16 protein-coding genes are annotated in these 14,997 nt (G+C 64.4%); 8 read left to right on the forward strand and 8 right to left on the reverse strand.

Annotated features, from left to right (window positions below; all coding sequences use genetic code 11):
• Positions 1-86 precede the first annotated feature (86 nt).
• The gene (locus ASF77_RS11795) at positions 87-431 is read left to right on the forward strand and encodes a hypothetical protein (RefSeq protein ID WP_056339277.1); all 345 of its coding nucleotides are present in this window, start codon (positions 87-89) and stop codon (positions 429-431) included.
• A 13-nt stretch (positions 432-444) separates the two neighbouring features.
• Entirely contained in the window at positions 445-633 is a 189-nt protein-coding gene (locus ASF77_RS11800; protein WP_056340342.1) for a DUF1653 domain-containing protein, read from the forward strand.
• Positions 634-903: 270 nt separating this feature from the next.
• Here ASF77_RS11800 and ASF77_RS11805 read toward each other — a convergent pair whose 3' ends face one another.
• On the reverse strand, positions 904-2,400 hold the full coding sequence (locus tag ASF77_RS11805) for a leucyl aminopeptidase (protein ID WP_056339279.1): 1,497 nt from the start codon (positions 2,398-2,400) through the stop codon (positions 904-906).
• 68 nt (positions 2,401-2,468) lie between these two features.
• Here ASF77_RS11805 and lptF point away from each other — a divergent pair, with 68 nt between their 5' ends.
• From lptF to ASF77_RS11820, 3 genes are read left to right on the forward strand one after another with little or no spacing between them, the layout of a single operon-like run.
• A complete protein-coding gene (gene lptF, locus ASF77_RS11810; protein WP_056339281.1) occupies positions 2,469-3,623 on the forward strand; it encodes an LPS export ABC transporter permease LptF in 1,155 nt (384 codons plus the stop codon).
• A 10-nt stretch (positions 3,624-3,633) separates the two neighbouring features.
• Positions 3,634-4,827, forward strand: coding sequence for an LPS export ABC transporter permease LptG (lptG, locus tag ASF77_RS11815; protein WP_056339284.1), 1,194 nt, complete (start codon positions 3,634-3,636; stop codon positions 4,825-4,827).
• A complete protein-coding gene (locus ASF77_RS11820) occupies positions 4,827-5,204 on the forward strand; it encodes a sirohydrochlorin chelatase (RefSeq protein WP_056339286.1) in 378 nt (125 codons plus the stop codon). Before lptG ends, ASF77_RS11820 begins: the two co-directional genes overlap by 1 nt.
• Before the next feature lie 237 nt (positions 5,205-5,441).
• Here the strand turns inward: ASF77_RS11820 and yghU are convergent, their stop codons facing one another.
• Entirely contained in the window at positions 5,442-6,284 is an 843-nt protein-coding gene (gene yghU / locus ASF77_RS11825; RefSeq protein WP_056339288.1) for a glutathione-dependent disulfide-bond oxidoreductase, read from the reverse strand.
• A gap of 368 nt (positions 6,285-6,652) precedes the next feature.
• Between yghU and ASF77_RS11830 the strand changes: the two genes are divergently transcribed.
• Complete coding sequence (locus ASF77_RS11830) at positions 6,653-7,093, forward strand: hypothetical protein (protein WP_156648867.1); 441 nt, start codon at positions 6,653-6,655, stop codon at positions 7,091-7,093.
• Positions 7,094-7,110: 17 nt separating this feature from the next.
• Here the strand turns inward: ASF77_RS11830 and cobA are convergent, their stop codons facing one another.
• Genes cobA through ASF77_RS11860 form a run of 6 tightly spaced genes read right to left on the reverse strand, consistent with a single transcriptional unit; the run spans position 7,111 to position 13,192 of the window.
• Positions 7,111-7,890: a uroporphyrinogen-III C-methyltransferase gene (gene cobA / locus ASF77_RS11835; RefSeq protein ID WP_056339293.1), complete on the reverse strand. Its 780-nt coding sequence runs from the start codon at positions 7,888-7,890 to the stop codon at positions 7,111-7,113.
• Between the two features lie 25 nt (positions 7,891-7,915).
• A complete protein-coding gene (locus tag ASF77_RS11840) occupies positions 7,916-9,247 on the reverse strand; it encodes a sulfate adenylyltransferase subunit 1 (protein WP_056339297.1) in 1,332 nt (443 codons plus the stop codon).
• Entirely contained in the window at positions 9,247-10,185 is a 939-nt protein-coding gene (gene cysD, locus ASF77_RS11845; protein WP_056340346.1) for a sulfate adenylyltransferase subunit CysD, read from the reverse strand. The genes ASF77_RS11840 and cysD overlap by 1 nt, the downstream gene beginning before the upstream one ends.
• Before the next feature lie 23 nt (positions 10,186-10,208).
• Positions 10,209-10,925: a phosphoadenylyl-sulfate reductase gene (locus ASF77_RS11850; RefSeq protein WP_056339300.1), complete on the reverse strand. Its 717-nt coding sequence runs from the start codon at positions 10,923-10,925 to the stop codon at positions 10,209-10,211.
• Positions 10,926-10,956: 31 nt separating this feature from the next.
• Positions 10,957-11,514, reverse strand: coding sequence for a DUF934 domain-containing protein (locus tag ASF77_RS11855; protein ID WP_056339302.1), 558 nt, complete (start codon positions 11,512-11,514; stop codon positions 10,957-10,959).
• Positions 11,507-13,192: a nitrite/sulfite reductase gene (locus ASF77_RS11860; RefSeq protein WP_056339303.1), complete on the reverse strand. Its 1,686-nt coding sequence runs from the start codon at positions 13,190-13,192 to the stop codon at positions 11,507-11,509. Before ASF77_RS11860 ends, ASF77_RS11855 begins: the two co-directional genes overlap by 8 nt.
• A 168-nt stretch (positions 13,193-13,360) precedes the next feature.
• Here ASF77_RS11860 and ASF77_RS11865 point away from each other — a divergent pair, with 168 nt between their 5' ends.
• Positions 13,361-14,299 (forward strand): CysB family HTH-type transcriptional regulator, encoded by a 939-nt coding sequence (locus tag ASF77_RS11865; RefSeq protein ID WP_056339304.1) that lies wholly within the window; start codon positions 13,361-13,363, stop codon positions 14,297-14,299.
• Positions 14,300-14,323: 24 nt separating this feature from the next.
• A complete protein-coding gene (locus tag ASF77_RS11870; protein ID WP_056339307.1) occupies positions 14,324-14,974 on the forward strand; it encodes a class I SAM-dependent methyltransferase in 651 nt (216 codons plus the stop codon).
• Positions 14,975-14,997 lie beyond the last annotated feature (23 nt).

A 14,997-nucleotide genomic window follows, 5' to 3' on the forward strand; every position in this document is an offset into this window, starting at 1 on the left:
GCAAAGCTTTTGGAAATGAAATGGTACTATGGTGAAATATTGCTGTTTCGATAGCGAGTATCCGTACCCATATGAAAAGGACAGAGATGCGCAGTGCATTTGAAGCATGGGCCCAGCGCGATGGCCACATCGTTCGTCGCCGTGAAGACAAGCCCGAGGAATACCTCGTCTACGAAACCCAGCGCCGCTGGGTCATCTGGCAAGCCGCACTGGCGCATGGCGCCAAGGCCGCTGACGCCGCCGACGCCGCCCCGTCGAAGTTCGACGGCGCCAAGGCCGTCCAGCCGGACGAAGCCGCCGTGCGCAACCGCGTGCTCAACGAGGTGCTCGACGCGTTCAGCGACCTCGACGACAGCGCCGGCATCGAAGGCGTGCTGAAGGTCATCCAGGGCCTCAAGAAGAAGCAGAAGGCCACGGCCGAGCAGGCTTGAGGGTGCCGGCTTGATCCAGTACCGGCATTACAAGGGCGGTCTCTACGAGCTGGTTTGCGAGGCCACGCTCGAGTCCGATCTCACGCCCATGATCATCTACCGCGCCCACGACGGTTCGGTCTGGGCGCGGCCGAAATCGGTCTTCTTCGAGCTGATCGAGGTCGACGGGTTGCTGGTGCCGCGCTTCGCGCCGGTTTCCTGAGCGCTGCCTGTGTGAAATAAAATTTCATTGATACGCTGCCATTGAAATAATATTTCAGCGTAGGGCGGGCATGCCCGCGTTACGGGCGGGTGCGTGTCGCATCTTCATTCCCCCCATGACGCATGCATGACCGGGTATGGTGGTTTGCGCCACTATATCGGCGCTGGATGCGGGCATGCCCGCCCTACGGTAGGGCATTTATCCAGCCAAACTGTCGCGCAAAAAAAACGGGCCGCATCACGCGGCCCGTTCTCATTTCAACTTAGCGTTTCAAACGCGGTTCATGAGGAAGGTCGTCAGCAGTGGCACCGGACGGCCGGTCGCGCCTTTCGCCGCGCCGCTCTTCCATGCCGTTCCGGCGATGTCGAGGTGGGCCCAGGTGTAGTTGCGGGTGAAGTTCTCAAGGAAGCAGGCCGCCGTGATCGAGGCGCCGCCCGGCGTGCCGATGTTGGCCAGATCCGCGAAGTTCGACTTCAGCTGCTCGTTGTAGATCTCGCCGATCGGCAGGCGCCAGGCGCCGTCGCCGGTCTGCTTGCCGGCGTCCAGCAGTTCCTCGGCCAGGGCGTCGTGGGCGGCGTCGTGGCGGGTGAACAGGCCGCTGTTGTGGTGGCCCAGCGAGACGATGCAGGCGCCCGTCAGCGTGGCGATGTCGACCACGGCGGCCGGCTTGAAGCGCTCGGCGTAGGTGAGGGCGTCGCACAGGATCAGGCGGCCTTCGGCGTCGGTGTTGAGGATCTCGATGGTGAGGCCGTTCATCGCGGTGACGATGTCGCCCGGCTTCGACGCGCGGCCCGATGGCATGTTCTCGCAGGCGGCGACGATGCCGATCACGTTCAGCTTCAGGCCCATCTCGCCGATGGCGCGGAAGGTGCCCAGCACCGAGCCGGCGCCGCACATGTCGTACTTCATTTCGTCCATGCCGGGGCCCGGCTTGATCGAGATGCCGCCGGTGTCGAAGGTGATGCCCTTGCCGACCAGGACGACAGGCGCGTCCTTCTTGCCGCCGCCCATGTGCTTCAACACGATGAACTTCGGCGCCTCGTCGCTGCCCTTGGCAACCGACAGGAAGGAACCCATCTTGAGCGCTTCGAGCTGCTTGCGTTCGAGGACTTCGATCTCGAAGCCGTGGTCGTCGGCCAGTTTGCGGGCGACGGTGGCGAGGTAGGTCGGGGTGCAGATGTTCGGCGACAGGTTGCCCAGTTCCTTGGTCAGGCTCATGCCGTTGGCGATCGCGATCGATTGCGCCAGGACGGCCTTGGCGGCGCTGTCGGCCAGCGGCAGGGCGATGGCGACCTTGCGCACGCCGGCCGGCACCGGATCCTTCTTGCTCTTTTGCGCGTCGGTGCGGAATTCGCTCTCGGTGGCGGCGACGACGATGGCGCGCGTGGCCCAGCTCGGATCGCGCTCTTTCACTTCCGTCATTGGAAATGCGATAATGGCGTCCGCCGCGCCCAGCGACGCGAAGGTTTTGAGCGTCGCGCCGATCGCGGTCATGAAGTTCTTCTCGCCCACCGCCTCGTCGGCGCCCATCCCGACCAGCAGCACGCGCTGTGCGGCCACACCGGCCACGCCGCGCAGCAGCAGGGTCGAACCGGCCTTGCCGGTGATGTCGCCCGACTTCAGTGCCGCAGTGATTTCACCGGTTTGATCGAGGGCTTTCGCGGCCTGCGACAGTTTTTTGTTTTCGAACACCGCCACTGCGATACAACCGGTCTTGGCCGCGGACAGGGTGTTCTTGGTGTCGAATGCTTTTATGCTAAAGTCCATTTGATTCTCCGTTTCGTTTTGTGCGCATCTGGTCAAACCACTGCTCAACCTGCAATTATAACTATCGAATGATTTTCCAACGCGCTCTGCATCGTGAACTGGCCAGCGCGGCCGGGGCAACCTTCACGGTATTGTTCACGGTGTGCGTCACCTGGACCCTCATTGCCATCCTCGGCAGGGCCGCGGGCGGGCGAGTCGCATCCGGCGACGTCGTCGCATTGATTGCGTTTCAATCATTGAATTATCTGCCAACTGTCCTGATCCTCACCAGCTTTATTTCTGTGCTGGTGGCCGTCACGCGCAGCTACCGCGATTCCGAAATGGTGGTCTGGTTCGCTTCGGGCCAGTCGCTGCTGGCATGGATCCGCCCGGTGCTCACCTTCGGCATTCCGCTGGTGCTGCTGGTGGGCGCGGTGTCGCTGGTGGTCGCGCCCTGGGCCAAGATGAAGAGCGCGGAATTCATCCAGCGCTTCGAAAAGCGCGAGGACCTCAAGCGCGTGGCGCCCGGCCAGTTCCGCGAGTCCTCGTCCGCCGACCGCGTCTTCTTCGTCGAAGGCAGCGCCAACGGATCGACCGTGGTGAAGAACGTCTTCGTCAGCACCAACCAGGCCGATGGCGGCAGCTCCGTCGTGGTCGCGCGCGAAGGCGTGATCGAGGCCGACGGCAAGGGCGGCCAGTACCTGGTGCTGAAGAACGGCCGCCGCTACCAGGGCATGCCGGGCCAGGCCGATTTCCAGTCGATGGAGTTCGAGCGCTACAGCATGCGCGTGGCGACCAGCGTGCCCGTGCTCGGCACCGACGTGCCGCTCGACGCGCAATCGACGGCCACCCTGCTGGCCGTGAAGAACCAGTACACGCGCTCTGAACTGCTCTCGCGGATCTCGGCGCCGATCGTCTGCTTCGTGCTGATCCTGCTCGCCATTCCGCTCGGCTTCGTCAATCCGCGCGCCGGCAGTTCGGCCAACCTGATCCTCGCCCTGCTGATCTTCTTCACCTATAACAACCTGGTGAAGATGGTCGAGGCCAGCGTCAAGCGCGAGCGCATCGATTTCGCGCTTGCCTGGTGGCCGCTGCACCTGATCGTCGGACTGATCGTCGTCGCCCTGTTCGCATGGCGCCTGAACGTGAACCACCATTACCACCCACTGGTGTTGATCAATGCCTGGAAGCGCCGCCGCCTCCTGAAGAAGGCGCCCGTGCCGGCAACGGTGGAGTTGCGATGAAAGTCCGGTCATGAAGGTACTACAACGTTATTTTGCGGTGAACATCACGCAGGCGGTCGTCTTCGTGCTGATCGCCTTCCTCGGCCTGATCTCGTTCATGGATCTGACGCGCGAGCTGCCCCAAGTGGGCAAGGGCGACTACAGCTTCCAGCACGCGCTGCTGTACGTGGCCCTGATGGTGCCCGGCCACGTCTACGAAGTGATGCCGGTCGCCGCCCTGATCGGCACGATCTACGCCATGTCGCAGTTCGCGCAGACCTCCGAATTCACGATCATGCGCGCGTCCTCGATGACGACGCGCATGGCGGGCTGGATGCTGGCGAAAGTCGGCGTGCTGTTCGTCGTCGTCACCTTCATCTTCGGCGAGCTGATCACGCCGCGCACGGCGCCGCTGGCGGAGAAGGTGCGCATGTCGGCGCGCGGCAGCACGCTGGCCTCGGAATTCCGCTCGGGGATGTGGACCAAGGACAACCTGCACGCCGCCGGCACGAACGGCGCGCGCGGCCCGATCAACGGTTCGCGCTTCTTCAATGCGCGCACCATCCGCCCGGACGGCTCGCTGCTCGACGTGCGCCTCTACGAGTTCGACAACACGATGCGCATGCGCGCCCTGATCACGGCCAAGAGCGCCACCTTCAGCGGCAACGGCACCTGGCGCCTGCAGGACGTCAGCGAAACCCTGTTTACCAACAGCCGCACGCTGCCCGAGCCGGGCGCGCCCGTGCCGCAGGGCCAGACCATCCAGAGCACCTACGGCCAGGAGACCAGCGCCGTCGCCACCCGCAAGCTGGCCAGCCTCGACCTGGTCTCCGAGATCACGCCGAAGATCCTGCAAGTCTCGCGGCGCGACCCGGAGCGCATGTCGGCCAACGAACTGGCGGTCTATTCGCGCCACCTGGCCGAGAACCGCCAGGAGAGCGAGCGCTTCCAGATCGCGTTCTGGAAGAAAATCATCGACCCGTTGGCGATCTTCGTGCTGATGGCGCTGGCCTTGCCCTTCGCCTACCTGCACACGCGCAGCGGCGGCGTGAGCCTCAAGATTTTCATCGGCATCATGATCGGCATCGGTTTCCTGCTGCTCAATGCCTTGTTCTCGCACGTGGGCCTGCTTTCGACCTGGCCCGCCTTCCTGACGGCGGTGGCGCCCAGCCTGCTGTTCCTGCTGCTGGCGATCGGCGCGCTGCGCTGGGTGGAGCGGCACTGATGGCGCCGCCGAACAAGGCCCTGGTACTGTTCGCCCACGGCGCGCGTGCCGCATCCTGGGCGGCGCCTTTCGAGCGCCTGCGCGAGCTGTCGGCGGCGCGCCTGCCCGATTGCATGGTGCGCCTCGCCTTTCTCGAATTGATGGAGCCGCGCTTGCCGGAGACGGTGGCGCAGCTGGTGGCGGAAGGCGTGGGCGAGGTGACGATCGTGCCGGTGTTCCTGGGGCAGGGCGGGCATTTGCTGCGCGACTTGCCGCTGCTGGCCGAGGGGCTGCGGGCGGCGCATCCGGGCTTGAAGCTGACGGTCGTCGGTGCGGTGGGGGAAGATCCGCAGGTGCTGGCGGCGATGACGGACTATTGTGTCCGGTCGCTAGGGTAAAACCTGATCGAGATGGTGGTGCACCGTATGGGGTCATGGAGGCCAATGGCCTCTATGACGGGTTCACTGGGCACCTGTGCCCACGCGTTACGAACGTTTGCAATTCGCGTCGTCATTAAGACTGACACGCTCCGGCATTCCCATAATCCGCGCCAAATCAACCGTACGTAACGCGTGGGGTAGGTAAGGCCAATGGCCTTACCTACGGCTTCACTGCGGAGAGCCCGCCCTACGGTATCAATCCAGATCCGACGCGTCGTGCCGCTCCGCCAGCTGCTCCTCCGGCTTGCCGCGCACGCGGTTGACGCGGCGGCCGCGGATCACGGCGGGACGCGCCGCGATCTCGTCGGCCCAGCGGCGCACGTGCGTGTACTCATGCACCGACAGGAACTCGCCCGCCTCGTAGATCTCGCCCTGCACCAGCGCTCCGTACCAGGGCCAGATCGCCATGTCGGCGATCGTGTACTCGCCCCCGGCCACATAGCGATTGTCGGCCAGCTGGCGATCCAGCACGTCGAGCTGGCGCTTGACTTCCATCGCGTAGCGGTCGATCGGGTATTCGAGTTTTTCCGGCGCATAGGCGTAGAAGTGGCCGAAGCCGCCGCCAAGCATCGGCGCCGAACCCATCTGCCAGAACAGCCAGTTCAGGGTCTCGGTGCGCGCGCGCAGCTCGGTGGGCAGGAAGGCGCCGAATTTCTCAGCCAGGTACAGCAGGATCGCGCCGGACTCGAAGACGCGCAGGGGTTCGGGCCCGCTGCGGTCCATCAGGGCCGGGATCTTCGAGTTCGGGTTCACCTCGACGAAGCCGCTCGAGAACTGCGCGCCCTCGTTGATCTTGATCAGCCAGGCATCGTACTCGGCGCCGGCGTGGCCCGCGGCCAGCAGCTCCTCCAGCAGGATCGTGACCTTCTGCCCGTTCGGCGTGGCCAGCGAATACAGCTGCAGCGGATGCTTGCCGACGGGGAGTTCGGCCTCGTGGGTAGGGCCGGCGACCGGCCGGTTGATGTTGGCAAACATGCCGCCATTCGACGCCGGCGGCGTCCAGACTTTCGCGGGCACGTAGTTCGATTGTTCGGGCATCGATTTCTCCTCGTTCGTTTAAGAGAGCGCCTAACAAAAGCTCCATAGCTGCGTTGCAGCGTCTCGCCGTACAGGCGTACTGTCTTCGACGCCGCGCCTTGCTCTGAAGCTTTTGTTAGGCGCTCGAAGAATGCTCGCTGCGGCAGCGCCGCGCGGCTTGTCATTCCTGAACGACGAGCTTACCCGACTCCGGCGATTTGCGTCGGCAGGCGCCGATTTTCGTTATTGTCCAAACAAGTTGCGACGCCGATTGCAAAAGCCTTGCTGCACATCATGGCTGCGTGCCGCCGCCCGGTTTGACAGTGACTAGGAAGCCGCCCACACTGCTCGGGCATTTCCGCTAGTCAGCCATCCAACCAGCGCTCCCCATGCTCCCATCCTTCTTCACACAGCTGCTTGCACGACTCCTGCGCCCGCGCACGAAGACGGGCGGCCGTTGGGGTGGCGTGCGCCTGCCGGGCGGCCTGTTCGCCCAGACCCGCTGCGCGCGCCACATCGACGCCACCGCGCGCCGGGTGGCGGCGATGGGCGTCAAGATCACGCGCCTGTCGCAGCGCCTGCATGCCGGCAGCGTGCCCGGCCTGGTCGACGCCGACCGCAGCCTGCGGCGCATGCTGGACGAACTGAAGGAAGAATTGAGTACCATGCGGCGCGACCTGGCGCGCTGGCACAGCCGAGAATGCCGGGGACAGGCCGGCAAGCGCCTGGAAGCCGCCATCGCGCGCCTGAACCGGGTCAACGCCGACACCCACGCCGCCGCCGACCAGCTGCTGCGCCTGATCGACGAATACGACGCCGTCCAGACGTAACCCGGGCGCCGTCCGGACTAGAACCCGCGTCCTGCCCGCTCCGCACCCGCTGCCAGCCCCGGCTGATGTTCGCGCAGGCGCAGCGCCTCGCCGATCATCACCAGCACCGGCCCGTGCGCGGCCTCCAGCCCGCGCGCCAGATCCGACAGCGGCAAGCGTTCGATCCGTTCGTCGGGTCGGCTGCAGTTTTCCACCACTACCACCGGCGTGTCGGCCGGGCGCCCCTGGGCCAGCAGGCGCTCCGCCGTCGCGGCTGCTTCGCGCCCGCCCATGTACTGCACCATGGTGTCGGTGTGGGGCAGGGCCGGATGTTCCGGCTGGTCGGGGCCGGTGCTGGAGGTGAAGAAAGCGACGCTGCGGGCGACGCCGCGCTTGGTGAGCGGCTGCTTGGTGGCGGCGGCTGCGGCCACCGCGGTGGTGATGCCGGGGACGATCTCGACCGCGATGCCGTGGGCCTCGAGCGCGCGCAGCTCCTCGTCGGCGCGCCCGAACAGCATCGGGTCGCCGCCCTTCAGGCGCACGACCGTCTTGAACTTGAAGGCGCAGTCGACCAGCAGGGCGTTGATCGCCTCCTGCGCCGTCGAGCGCTGGCCCGAGCGCTTGCCGACCGAGATCAGCTCGGCCTGGGCACAGAGTTCCAGCATCTCCGGCGTGACCAGGGCGTCGTAGAGCACCACGTCGGCCTGCGCCAGCAGGCGCGCGCCGCGCACGGTGATCAGGTCGGCGGCGCCGGGGCCGGCGCCCACCAGGTAGACCTTGCCGGATTGTCGAAGCACCTCGTTTTCCAGCAAGGCCATGCGCCGCTCCCGTCTCGTTGCCGATTTACTCGCCCAGGCGAATCATACCCGCGGCAACGGTCTGGTGCGTGACTTCGTCGATCAGGATGAAGGCGCCTGTGGCACGGATGTCGCTGTAGGCATCGGCCGCCAGCGGCTGCTGCACGTTGAGATTGATGCGCGCGATGTCGTTCAGCTTCAAGCCTTCAGCAGCGCTGTCGACAGTCTTGCGCTGCTGGGTGTTGATGTCCAGGATGGACTCGACCTTCGTCACCTTGGCCGCCGTCTGGCGCGTGCCGTGCTTGATCCAGTACTTGCGGCGCGCGTCGAGCGGCTCGTCCGACATCCAGCAGACGTCGGCCACCACCTGCTTGAGCAGGGTCGCAGGCGCTTGTGCGCCGACCAGGGTGTCGCCGCGCGAGATGTCCAGATATTCGTCCAGCAGCAGCGTGACCGACTGGCCGGCGCTGGCGCTCGGCAAGCTGCCGTCGAAGGTCAGGATCTCCTTGACGGTGGCCGACTGGTTCGAGGGCTGCACGACCAGCTTGTCGCCGACGCTGACCTTGCCGGACTCGATCCGGCCCATGTAGCCGCGGAAGTCGTTCGCTTCGTGGCCGTTGTGGCGGGCCACCAGCTGCACCGGGAAGCGGAAGGGGGCATCATGGGCCTCGTCGTAGACCGAAAGGGATTCGAGCAGCTCGATCAGGGTCGGGCCGGTGTACCAGTCCATGTTCTCGCTGCGCTCGACCACGTTGTCGCCGGCCAGCGCCGACAGCGGGATCGCGCTGACGTCCTTCAGGCCCAGCGAGTTGGCGAATTCGCCGTAGGCGGCGACGATGCGCTCGTAGACAGCCTGGTCGTAGCCGATCAAGTCCATCTTGTTGACGGCCACGATCACGTGCTCGATCTGCAGCAGCTTGGCGATGGTCGAGTGGCGCTTGGTCTGGATAAGAAGATCCACACCGCCGTCTTCGCGGAGTTTGACCTTCGACACGTCGACCAGGATGATCACGGCGTCCGCGGTCGAGGCGCCGGTGACCATGTTGCGGGTGTACTGCTCGTGGCCCGGCGTGTCGGCGATGATGAACTTGCGCTTCGGCGTGGCGAAATAACGGTAGGCCACGTCGATCGTGATGCCTTGCTCGCGTTCCGCTTCCAGGCCGTCGGTCAGCAGCGACAGGTCGATCGTGTCGCCCACGGTGCGCTTGTGCTTCGAGCGCGAGACGGCGGCCAGCTGGTCGGCGAAGATGCCCTTGCTGTCGAACAGCAAGCGGCCGATCAAGGTGCTCTTGCCGTCGTCGACGGAGCCGGCGGTGATGAAGCGCAGCAGGCTGTGTTGGGTCAGATTTTCCATACCGGATTCCATGCGTGCGTTCATCAGAAATATCCTTGCTTCTTGCGTTTTTCCATCGAGGCTTCGGAGGTCTGGTCGTCCATCCGGGTCGCGCCGCGTTCGGTGACTTGCGTCACGGCGGTCTCGGCGATGATCGTTTCGACGGTGCTCGCGCTCGATGACACCGGGCAGGTGCAGCTGATGTCGCCGACGGTGCGGAAGCGCACGGTCTGGGTTTCGACAGTCTCGCCTTCCTTGGCCGGCGTCAGCGGGGTGAGCGGTACCAGCAGGCCGTTGCGCGGAATGACTTCGCGCTGGTGCGCAAAATAGATCGACGGCAGGGCCAGCTTTTCGCGGGCGATGTACTGCCACACATCGAGTTCCGTCCAGTTCGAAATCGGGAACACGCGCATATTTTCGCCCGGGTGGACGCGGGTGTTGTACAGATCCCAGAGTTCCGGACGCTGGGCTTTCGGATCCCATTGGCCGAATTCGTCGCGGAAGGAGAAGATGCGTTCCTTGGCGCGCGCCTTTTCCTCGTCGCGGCGGGCGCCGCCGATGCAGGCGTCGAAGCCGTGTTCGGCGATCGTCTCCAGCAGCGTCACGGCCTGGGCCGCGTTGCGCGAATCGGTGGCCGGGTTACGCAGGCGCACCGTGCCCTTCCGGATCGATTCCTCGACCGAGCCGACGATCAGGCGCTCGCCCAGTTCCGCGACGCGCGCGTCGCGGAAGGCAATCACCTCGTCGAAATTGTGGCCGGTATCGATGTGCACAAGCGGGAAGGGGAATTTGCCCGGGCGGAAGGCCTTTTCGGCCAGGCGCAGCAGCACAACCGAATCCTTGCCGCCCGAGAACAGCAGGGCCGGGTTCGTACATTCCGCCGCCACTTCGCGCAGGATGTGGATCGCTTCCGATTCGAGCGCGTCCAGGTGGCGCGCGTTGACGGTGGCGAGGATGCCGGCGTTGTCAGAGAGGTTCGTCATGTTTGCCTTGTATTCTTGGTGGCTCAAGCTGCCACGGATTTGATGCGGATAAGTTTGCCGTCGACGACGTGCAGGCCGCATTCCTTCGATTCGGGGTTTTCCCACCACCAGCGGCCGGCGCGCACGTCCTCGCCCGGCTGGATCGCGCGGGTGCAGGGTTCGCAGCCGATCGACGGGTAGCCGCGGTCGTGCAGGGCGTTGTAGGGCACCCCGTTGGCGCGGAGGTATTCCCAGACGTTCTCCTCGGACCAGTCGGCCAGCGGATTGAACTTGGTTATGAAATGGGCCGGATCGTCTTCCTCCACGCGCAGGTCGGAACGCGTGCTTGACTGCGCGCGGCGCTGGCCGGTGATCCAGGCCTGGTTGCCGAGCAGGGCGCGTCCCAGCGGTTCGACCTTGCGGATGCGGCAGCACTCGCGGCGCATCTCGACGCTGTCGTAGAAGGCGTTCAGGCCATTCTGGGCGACGTAGGCGTCGACCGCCTCGGTCTGCGGGCGGAACAGTGCGATGTCGTAGCCGTAATGCGCCTTGACGGCGTCCAGCACGGCCAGGGTCTCCCGGTGCAGGCGGCCCGTCTCCAGCGAGAAGATGCCGATCGGCAGCTTGGCACGCAGGATCAGGTCGGTCAGCACCATGTCCTCGGCGGCCAGGCTGGAGGCGAACACGGCCGGCGTGAAATCGCGGACGATGCGCGCCAGGATGGCTTCGGTTTCGCGGACGCGGATGGCGAGGTCGCTCATAGATGTTTCCAGTGCGGGTTCCAGTGCGTTCTCAGATGCCGGCGCCGACGTCGGTGTGCTCTGGCGGCACGTCGCGTTCCTTGCGGCGGAACAGTGGCAGCGGCTGGTCGACCGAAGCCTGGTAAGTCTCGGAAAACACCGTGAGACCCTTCAGGGCGTCATGGATCGAGCGGTCCTTGCGCGTGGCGTAGGCATTGAAGCCGACGCGCGACATCGAGAACAGCTGGTCGCGCAGCACGTCGCCGATCGCCCGCAGTTCGCCCGTGTAGCCGAGGCGCTTGCGCACGTTGAAGGCGATCGAATAGCCGCGGCCATCGGAAAATTTCGGGAAGTCGACGGCGATCACGGCGAAGCGGTCGGACTCGCCCTTGAGCGCTTCGAAACGCTCGTCGGCGGCGATCCACACACCCAGCTCGGCGCGCTGCGCCAGGGTGTCCTTCTGCGCCAGCCAGACCGTCAGCGGCACGATGACCTTGCCTGCGGGGACGACGACGGATTCCGCCGCATCGCCCTCGGCCAGGCGCAGCACGCTCCAGTCATCTGGAACGACTTCGCGGCCGCGGATGATTTCTTTATGTGCTTCAAGCATGGTCTTCCCCAACCAGTTCGCCTTTGGAAATCGGCGTGGCGTACACGTGTTCTTTGAATGGTGCGATGCCCAGGCGCTGGGCGGTCTCGACGAAGCGTTCGCCTTCGAAGCGGTGGTTCACATACACCTGCAGCAGGCGGTCGATCACTTCCGGCATCTGACCGCCCGAGAACGAGGGGCCGATGATCTTGCCGATGGCCGAGTTGTTGCCCTGGGCGCCGCCGATCGAGACCTGGTACCACTCGCTGCCGTCCTTGTCGACGCCGAGCACGCCGATCGAACCGACGTGGTGGTGGCCGCAGGCGTTGATGCAGCCCGAGATGTTCAGTTCGATGTCGCCGATGTCGTGCTGGAAGTCGAGGTTGTCGAAGCGCTCGGCAATGGCCGCCGCGATCGGGATCGATTTCGCATTCGCCAGCGAGCAGAAATCGCCGCCAGGGCAGGAAATGATGTCGGTCAGGAGGCCGATGTTCGGCGTCGCCAGGCCCTTGGCCTTGGCCAGCGTCCAGACCTCGAACAGATCCGACTGCTTGACGTCGGCCAGCACCAGGTTCTGCTCGTGGGTCACGCGCAATTCGCCGAAGCTGAACTTGTCGGCCAGGTCGGCCACGAAGTCGATCTGCTCGGCGGTGGCGTCGCCCGGCGGCACGCCGGTCTTCTTCAGCGACAGCACGACCGAGGCATAGCCCGGCACTTTATGGGGCTTGACGTTGCGGTTGAGCCAGTTGGCGAAGGCCTTGTTGTCCGGATGGGCCAGCAGCGGGTTGCTGTCGTCCAGGGTGGCGTAGGCCGGCGCTTCGAAATAGGCGGCCACGCGGTCGTATTCTTCCTGGGTCAGGGTTTCCGGGCCATCCTTCAGGTCTTGCCATTCTTCCTCGACCAGACGCGTGAATTCCTCCACGCCCAGGGCCTTGAGCAGGATCTTGATGCGGGCCTTGTACTTGTTGTCGCGGCGGCCGTACGAGTTGTACACGCGCATTACGGCTTCGGTATAGGTCAGCAGGTGCTGCCACGGCAGGAATTCGCGGATCACGCTGCCCAGGATCGGAGTACGGCCCATGCCGCCGCCGGCCATGAACTTGAAGCCGACTTCGCCCGCCTCGTTATGGGTGAGCGTCAGGCCGATGTCGTGGATGGCGATCGCTGCGCGGTCTTCGACGGCGCCGTTGATCGCCACCTTGAACTTGCGGGGCAGGGCGATGAATTCGGGGTGGAAGGTGCTCCACTGGCGCAGGATCTCGGCGAAGGGGCGCGGATCCATGATCTCGTCGGCCGCCACGCCGGCGAACTCGTCGGTCGTAATATTGCGGATGCAATTGCCCGAGGTCTGGATGGCGTGCATTTCCACCGAGGCCAGGTCGGTCAGGATGTCCGGGGTCTGTTCCAGCTCGATCCAGTTGAACTGGATGTTCTGGCGCGTCGTGAAGTGGCCATAGCCGCGGTCGTACTTGCGCGCGATGTGGGCGAACATGCGCATCTGGGCGGTCGACAGCAGGCCATAGGGCACGGCGATGCGCAGCATATAGGCATGACGCTGCATGTACAGGCCGTTTTGCAGGCGCAGCGGCAGGAACTCTTCTTCGGTCAGCTCGTCGTTCAGGCGGCGGGCAACCTGGTCGCGGTACTGCGCAATGCGCTCGCGGACGATGAGATGGTCGTATTGGTCGTAGCGGTACATAAAGGTATCCTGGAAGGTCGGGTTATGAGCCCGGTAAGCTAGAACGAATGGTAAGGGCAGACAGCTTTATTCCAAACGACTGACAATTTATTTGCTTATATACGGTAGGGGCATAAGCAATCGCATAAAATACCGACTGGCGTTTCCACAACTTTTTCAATAATAGGAATGAACCTTCATCAATTGCGCTTCGTCCGCGAAGCCGTGCGCCAGAACTACAACCTGACCGACGCCGCCAAGGCCCTGTTCACCTCGCAGCCAGGGGTGTCGAAGGCCATCATCGAGCTGGAAGAAGAGCTCGGCGTCGACATCTTCACCCGCCACGGCAAGCGCATCCGCGGGCTGACCGAGCCGGGCCGGCTGGTGCTGGAATCGGTCGAGCTGATCATGCAGGAGATCGAAAGCCTGAAACGCATCGGCAAGGAATACGCGGCCCACGACAGCGGCAGTTTCACCATTGCCACCACCCACACCCAGGCGCGCTACATGCTGCCGAAGGTGGTGCAGGCCTTCATGCAGAAGTTCCCCAAGGTGCGCTTGTCTCTTTTGCAAGGCAACCCGAAGCAGATCGCCGACATGGTCAAGACCGGCCAGGCCGACCTGGCAATCGCCACCGAAGCCATCGCGGCGATGGACGGGCTGGTGACCTTGCCCTGCTACCAATGGGAACACGTGGTGGTGGTGCCGCCGGAACACGAGCTGCTGCGCTCGAAGGCGGTCTCGCTGGAAGAGATCGCCAGCTACCCGCTGATCACTTACGACGCCGCCTTTGCCGGGCGCAGCAAGATCGACCATGCCTTCACCCTGCGCGAGCTGAAGCCGGACGTGCTGCTGGAAGCGATCGACGCCGACGTCATCAAGACCTATGTCGAGCTGGGCATGGGCGTGGGCATCATCGCCGGCATGGCCTTCGACACCGAACGCGACCGCAACCTGCGGACGATTCCCGTCGGCCACTTGTTCGGCATGAACGTGTCGCGCGTGGCGGTGAAGCAGGGCGCCTACCTGCGCAGTTATATTTATACCTTCATCGAACTGCTGGCGCCGAGCCTGACCCGCAAGATGGTCGAGGCGGCGATGCGCGGCGGTGAGAATTACGAACTTTGAAGCAATGCGCTTTACGAGAAAAGCATGAGCAATCAACAAGTAGCAAAATATTACGCCCTGCTGGGCGAGGCGCTCGAGGACAAGTACCTCGAGCCGGACATGGATGAAGACATCGACGACATGAGCATCCACCTCGGCAACCTGCTGGCCGGGCACACGGTGCTGGAATTGGGCTGCGGCACCGGTTTCTGGACGGAAGTCGTGGCCGAGTCGGCACTGTCGGTGCTGGCGGTGGACATCAACGCTTCCCTGGTCGACATCGCGCGTGCGCGTCCGATGGCGGAGGACAAGGTTCGCTTCCGCGTCGCTGACGCCCTCGGCCTGCCCGAGGACATCGGCAAGTTCTCCGCCGTGCTGGTGAGTTTCCTGTGGGCCCACCTGAACAAGAAGGAGCAGGAACAGCTGCTGGCGACGCTGAAGAAGCGCCTGGGCAAGGACGTGCTGCTGGTGATCCTGGACGATTCCTTCGTCGAAGGCTTCAGCGAGACGATCGCGCGTACGGATGCGGACGGGACGACCTACGAGATCCTCACAACGCCGGACGGCGAGCGTTTCGAGCTGCCGAAGAGTTATCAGTCGGACAGCGCCTTGCGCAAGCGGCTGGGGAATGTGGGCAAGGAGATCAAGATCGAGCGGGTGGAGTTTTTCTGGATCCTGACCTGCCGCCTCAAATGATCATGTAGGGTGGGCGCCCCGTG

Origin of the sequence: Massilia sp. Leaf139 (assembly GCF_001424165.1) — a bacterium.
In the GTDB taxonomy this organism is placed as follows: Bacteria; Pseudomonadota; Gammaproteobacteria; order Burkholderiales; family Burkholderiaceae_D; genus Telluria.